Source organism: Geosporobacter subterraneus DSM 17957, from assembly GCF_900142145.1.
Lineage (GTDB): Bacteria > Bacillota > Clostridia > Peptostreptococcales > Thermotaleaceae > Geosporobacter > Geosporobacter subterraneus.
Genome location: NZ_FQZV01000091.1, coordinates 1 through 5921, shown reverse-complemented (window position 1 = coordinate 5921; position 5921 = coordinate 1). Strand labels below are relative to the sequence as shown.

At 40.2% G+C, this 5921-nt stretch carries 7 protein-coding genes; all 7 read right to left on the bottom strand.

Features of this window, described 5'->3' with window-relative positions; genetic code table 11:
- The coding region (locus tag BUB56_RS18825) for a Glu/Leu/Phe/Val family dehydrogenase (RefSeq protein WP_110939624.1) at positions 1-931 on the bottom strand (931 nt) is incomplete at its 3' end.
- Between the two features lie 79 nt (positions 932-1010).
- Positions 1011-1877, bottom strand: coding sequence for a MurR/RpiR family transcriptional regulator (locus BUB56_RS18820; protein ID WP_110942787.1), 867 nt, complete (start codon positions 1875-1877; stop codon positions 1011-1013).
- A 22-nt stretch (positions 1878-1899) separates the two neighbouring features.
- A complete protein-coding gene (locus BUB56_RS18815; protein WP_110942786.1) occupies positions 1900-2439 on the bottom strand; it encodes a 2-oxoacid:acceptor oxidoreductase family protein in 540 nt (179 codons plus the stop codon).
- A 1-nt stretch (position 2440) separates the two neighbouring features.
- Entirely contained in the window at positions 2441-3262 is an 822-nt protein-coding gene (locus BUB56_RS18810; protein WP_110942785.1) for a 2-oxoacid:ferredoxin oxidoreductase subunit beta, read from the bottom strand.
- A 1-nt stretch (position 3263) separates the two neighbouring features.
- The gene (locus BUB56_RS18805) at positions 3264-4403 is read right to left on the bottom strand and encodes a 2-oxoacid:acceptor oxidoreductase subunit alpha (protein ID WP_110942784.1); all 1140 of its coding nucleotides are present in this window, start codon (positions 4401-4403) and stop codon (positions 3264-3266) included.
- Entirely contained in the window at positions 4390-4608 is a 219-nt protein-coding gene (locus BUB56_RS18800) for a 4Fe-4S binding protein (protein WP_278319523.1), read from the bottom strand. Before BUB56_RS18800 ends, BUB56_RS18805 begins: the two co-directional genes overlap by 14 nt.
- A gap of 204 nt (positions 4609-4812) precedes the next feature.
- The gene (gene surE, locus BUB56_RS18795; protein ID WP_110942782.1) at positions 4813-5574 is read right to left on the bottom strand and encodes a 5'/3'-nucleotidase SurE; all 762 of its coding nucleotides are present in this window, start codon (positions 5572-5574) and stop codon (positions 4813-4815) included.
- Positions 5575-5921: the final 347 nt, after the last annotated feature.

The window sequence follows — 5921 nt, the reverse complement described above, 5'->3', positions numbered from 1 at the left end:
CTTTGATGTCTCCTACATTCTTAGATGTAATTTGGTTTTCTAAGGCACATGGGAATAACATATCTACATCCATTGTCAATACTTCGTTTCTGTCGATTTCTTTTGTTGCTCCCGGGAAGCCCTTCACATGTCTGTTTTTCGCTGTATATTCCATTAATGCTTTTACATCTAATCCATTTTCGTTTACGATACATGCACTGGAGTCAGATACTGCGATAACCTTTGCACCCATCTTTGTGATGTATAATGCTGCATAGCTTCCTACATTACCAAAACCTTGGATTGCTACAGTTGCACCATTTAGGTTTAATCCGATTTTCTTTGCTGCGTCTCTTGCCATGATGGCTACGCCGTACCCTGTTGCTTCTGTTCTTGCTAAGGATCCGCCGAAGTCTACCGGCTTTCCTGTGATAACACCAGGCTCATTGTATCCTCTTAATTTGCTAAACTCATCTACCATCCAGGACATGATTTGTCCGTTTGTATTTACGTCTGGTGCCGGAATATCTTTTCTGTCCCCAACGATTGGAGCAATCGCTGTTATGTATCCTCTGGACAGTCTTTCTAATTCTCCTTTAGATAGTGTTGCCGGGTCTACGATGATTCCGCCCTTACCGCCACCGTATGGCAATCCGATTACGTTGCACTTGAATGTCATCCATGTAGACAATGCTTTTACTTCATCTCTGGATACATCATGGTGGAAACGAATACCTCCCTTAGTTGGTCCAGGCGCATCGTTGTGTTGTGCTCTGAAGCCAATGAAGGTTTTGATGCTGCCATCATCCATTCTTACCGGAATGGACACTTCTAAGGTTCTTAATGGGTTCTTTAGAATTTCATATACTGCCGGATCTGCACCCAATTTGTCACATGCTACTTTTACTTGATGCTGGGCAATCTCAAAAGGATTTAACGTTTTTTCAGCCATTTCTTATGACCTCCTGTAAAATTAATATATCAGAAATATGCTAACATATTTCCAGATAACTGAAATAAATTTGGGAGGTTTATTTTTTACTGTTGTAGATATTATGTTTCTCCCACATTTTTTCAAGGGCATCAAAGGTACTAGTGATTTCGTCTTTCTCTCGCATACCAACAGCTACCACTAATGCATTTATTAAACTCAGCGGTGCAACTAAGGAATCTACGAAGGTTGCCATATGGCTACGGGCAGTCAGTGTGTAATCTGCTATGGAAGCGATTGGGGAAACCTGACTGTCCGTTATGCCCACCACCAAAGCTCCCTGTTCTTTTGTGTACTTTAATGCATTCAGTGTATTGGTAGAATATCTTGGAAAACTGATTCCGATCACCAAATCCTCTTTACCTACCCGAATCATTTGTTCAAAAATATCGCTAACCCCAGAGGTAACCACCTTTACATTATCATGTATAAGATTCAGATAAAAACCAAGATATTCTGCTAAGGTTGTAGAACTTCTCAAGCCTAAAATATAGATTCTTTTGGCATCAAAAATACTGTTAACTACTTTCTGGAAAACCTCTGCATCAATTTCCTCAATGGTTGCGCGAATATTATCCATATCTGCCTTTAGTACTTTCTTAAGGACAGCACTTTCACTAGAATAATCCTTAGACATTTCTAAGCGTTGGACTGTGGTTAGCTTCGTTTTAATCAGTTCCTGAAGTTCCCTTTGCAGCTTCGGATAACCATCATAGCCTAAGGTGTTGGCAAATCGAACCACGGTAGATTCACTGACGCCTACCTTGTTACCTAATTTAGAAGCTGTCATAAAAGCAGCTTTATCATAGTTGTTGGAAATAAATTCGGCAATTAGTTTTTGGCCCTTACTCAACCTTGGATAAACTTTCTGAATGGTTCTTATTAAATCTTTTTGCTCATCATTCATGGTGATACCTCACTTAGGATTGTTAATATTTTTCAACCAATCTATAACCTTCTGCCAAGGCACGACGATTTAATTCTTCCGTTCCTTTAGGTACTCTGTTTAAAACTGCAGATTCTAAAGATTCTTTGCTGACAATATTTAATATTTGCTGGATAGCGCCTATAGCAATAATATTTGCAACCATTGGCTTTCCAATTACTTCAGCAGCAGTTTGCAATATAGGAATTTGAATAATTTTTCCAGCCACAATTCCCTCAGGTAAGGAAACAGACGAATCTACTAATAGAATACCATCTGACTTAATATCATCTGCATATTTTTCAGCTGCTACTTGAGTCAAGGCTAAAAGAAGATCTGGCACTTCAACTTTTGGAAAATCAATTTCATGCTCGCTAATGATTACCTCCGCCTTACTGGCTCCACCTCTTGCTTCCGGGCCATAGGACTGAGACTGGATAGCATTTTTTCCGTCTAATAAAGCTGCCTCGGCCATAATGATACCTCCTAGTATAAGACCTTGACCCCCTGAACCAGTTAATCTTATTTCAACTTGTTTAGACATATTATCTCTCCTTTTTAAATCTATCCAGTATTTTTTGATATTCTTGCGTATATTCAGGCTCTGTAACGTTTTTAAACTCGCCGATTAGGAACTTACCTTCCATTTGTTCAGGAGTAAGCTTTTGTGCTGCTTTAACATCAACAGCTGCATCCTTTAACCAATTCATTTGATCAACTACTGTACCTTTTTTATTTTTTCTGCCGTAGTAGGTTGGGCAAACGCTGATAGCTTCCACTAAAGAGAAGCCCTTATTCTTGATGCCGTTTTCGATATACTTTGTCAACTGTGGCACGTGATAAGCCGTTGCTCTGGCTGCGTAGGTAGCACCCGCTGCTGCAGCAAGGTTAGCGATATCAAAGCTTTTGTCGATATTACCAAAGGGTGCTGTAGTTGCAAGATCTCCAGTTGGTGTTGTTGGAGAGTATTGTCCCCCTGTCATACCATAAATATTATTATTGAAAACTATAGTAGTAATATTAATATTTCTTCTTGCTGCATGAATCAGGTGATTTCCGCCAATGGCGGCTGCATCCCCATCTCCAGAGATTACGATTACTTCAAGCTCTGGTCTTGCCATTTTTACACCGGTTGCAAAAGCCAGTGCCCGTCCGTGGGTTGTATGAAGGGTGTTAAAGTCCATATATCCTGGTGCTCTGGAGGAACAGCCGATTCCTGAAACGATGCAAACCTTGTCTTTATCTAAGCCCATGTTATGAATTGCTTGGCTAACTGCTCTTGTAATGATACCGTGTCCACAACCTGGACACCAAATATGAGGAAGCTTTTCAGCACGATAATATTGATTGATTAATTGACTTGACACTTTATAAAACCTCCTTAATCTTAGCTAGGATTTCATCAGGAGTGATCACTTCACCATTGATCTTACCTACATGATAAATCGGTGCCGCATTTTTTACCACGCGCTCAACTTCTAGAACCAATTGCCCATAATTCATCTCAGCAACGATGATCGCTTTAACATTCTTAGCAATTTCGGCTACTCTCTTTTCAGGGAAAGGCCAGATGGTAATCGGTCTAAACATGCCAACCTTTAACCCCATTTCACGGGCTTTCTTCATTGCACTTTTTGCAGATCTTGCAGTACCGCCGTATGAAAGTACAACAACCTCTGCATCCTCTATATGATTCTCTTCAAAGGCAATAATGTCATCAAGATTATCCTCTACTTTTTTCATTAGCCTTGTCATCAGTTTATCAGCAACCTCATGGCTATTGCTGGGGAAACCGCTTTCGTCATGAATCAGGCCGGTTACATGGAATCTGAAACCATCCCCGTAAGCCGCCATTGCTGGTACGATTTGTCCCTCTTTAACTTTATAAGGCTGATAGTTCGAATCTCCCGGCTCAGGTTTTATTCTATCAATGACTTCAATTTCGCTTGCATCCGGAATTACAATTTTTTCACGCATATGGCCTACCACTTCATCCAGCATGAGCATTACCGGTGTTCTGTATTTTTCAGCCAGGTTAAAACATCGAACTGTCAGATCAAAGGTTTCTCGAACAGAAGATGGAGATAGTGCGATCACAGGATGATCTCCATGGGTACCCCACTTCGCCTGCATAATATCCCCTTGGGATGGAGCTGTAGGAAGACCAGTACTTGGACCGCCTCTTTGAACATCTACGATTACACATGGGATTTCTGCGATTGCTGCATAGCCTATATTTTCTTGCTTAAGAGAAAATCCAGGTCCACTGGTTGCTGTCATTGACTTTAATCCAGCTAAAGACCCACCGATCGCTGCCGCCATTCCAGCTATTTCATCTTCCATCTGAATGAACTTGCCGCCAACCTTTGGAAGCAATTGAGCCGATACTTCAGCAATTTCTGTGGAAGGAGTGATCGGATAACCTGCATAAAATTTCATTCCGGCTGCAATTGCACCCGCTACACAGGCTTCGTTACCTTGCATAAACTTTACATTATTTTTCTTCATCATCCATACCTCCTAAGTAGATTGCAAAATCAGGACAACGTAATTCACACAATCCGCATTTGATGCACTTTTCTATGTCAGTGATTTCTACCTTATCGCCTTTAATAGCAAGAACTTTTTTAGGACAAAACTCAACACATATACTACAGCCCTTACACCATTCCTTTTTTACTTTTAATTTGAGGTTTTCTTTACCTTTAGACACGATTATAACTCCCTTCATCAGCAGATATTTTTCTTGTCTTAATAATAACAAATAAAAATCAAAAATGCAATTTTTATTTCATATTTTATTAATACAATCATTATGATGCAATTTTTCTTTCATTTTACATACGCGAATAAAATAATTCATGTTTTAGCATATGGAAGTATGCAATCATGTTGTATACCGTATTCAAGGTATCTGCTAAATGTGGAAATCCCAGGTTTCCAATTCACGAATAAGGTTAAACTTAGTCAGATCAAAATGAATGGGTGTTATGGATATCATGTTATTTTTTATACAGTAAAGGTCTGTCTCTTCCTGATGATCTTCATCTATAATTTCACCGCCAAGCCAATAATAGGCCTGTCCTCTTGGATCGATTCTTTCAATAAAGGAATTCTTATATTTGCGCACGCCAAGGGTAGTAATCCTCACCCCTTGAAGTTGCTCTTTCCTACAATTGGGAACATTGACATTGAGCAATGTGTCAGGAGGGAGTTTTTTCTCTATCACTTTTTTTGCCAAAGGAATACTAAATGCCGCAGCATAGCTATAATCTAATTGGGAGTGATCTGCCAATGACATGGCTACAGAAGGAAATCCTAGAATGGCACCTTCGATAGCCGCTGAAACCGTTCCCGAATATAAGACATCAGTTCCCAAATTGGCTCCGCTGTTAATTCCTGAAAAAACTAAGTCGGGAGGTTCAGGAAGCAGAACTTCTATTCCGAGCTTCACACAATCTGTAGGTGTTCCTGAAACAGACCAAGCTTCAAAATCCCTGTCCAATAATTTAACCTTAGATGCACGAATAGGTTCATGCATGGTGATAGCATGGCCAGTTGCACTCCGCTGACGATCAGGGGCAACAATGAATACCTCAGCGATCTTCTCAAGACTGCAAGCCAGCTTTAACAACCCTTCTGCAAAAATTCCATCATCGTTGGTAATTAATATTCTCAATGCAAGTCCTCCCTCTATTATCTTTAAATTTCTCTGTATTTCTCACTAATTCTTAGAATTTCACTTTTTAAAAAGAGAACTTTTCACGGATATTTAGCATTATGATGCTTTATTGCCTAAGATTATCGAAAAATGGGTAGCTTTAATAAACTGCGTCCTTTCTTCAGTTTATGACGGCTCTGTTTCTCCACATAATCTCAGGTGGCATACCCTCCCATGTCTCGCTGGCTCGTAGCCTAAATTCCTTCGTCCTGCCTATCCGTGAGGTGGATGTCGACTATGCTCCTTTGCCGGGTCGTCTTTGCGCCCTCCTGGTATATATTCCTGTCGACTATCAGCTCTCTTTT

Coding starts and splice junctions, on each gene's coding strand:
- BUB56_RS18805 (WP_110942784.1), bottom strand. CDS start 4,403: ATGAAGAAAAATAATGTAAAGTTTATGCAAGGTAACGAAGCCTGTGTA.
- BUB56_RS18820 (WP_110942787.1), bottom strand. CDS start 1,877: ATGAATGATGAGCAAAAAGATTTAATAAGAACCATTCAGAAAGTTTAT.
- BUB56_RS18815 (WP_110942786.1), bottom strand. CDS start 2,439: ATGTCTAAACAAGTTGAAATAAGATTAACTGGTTCAGGGGGTCAAGGT.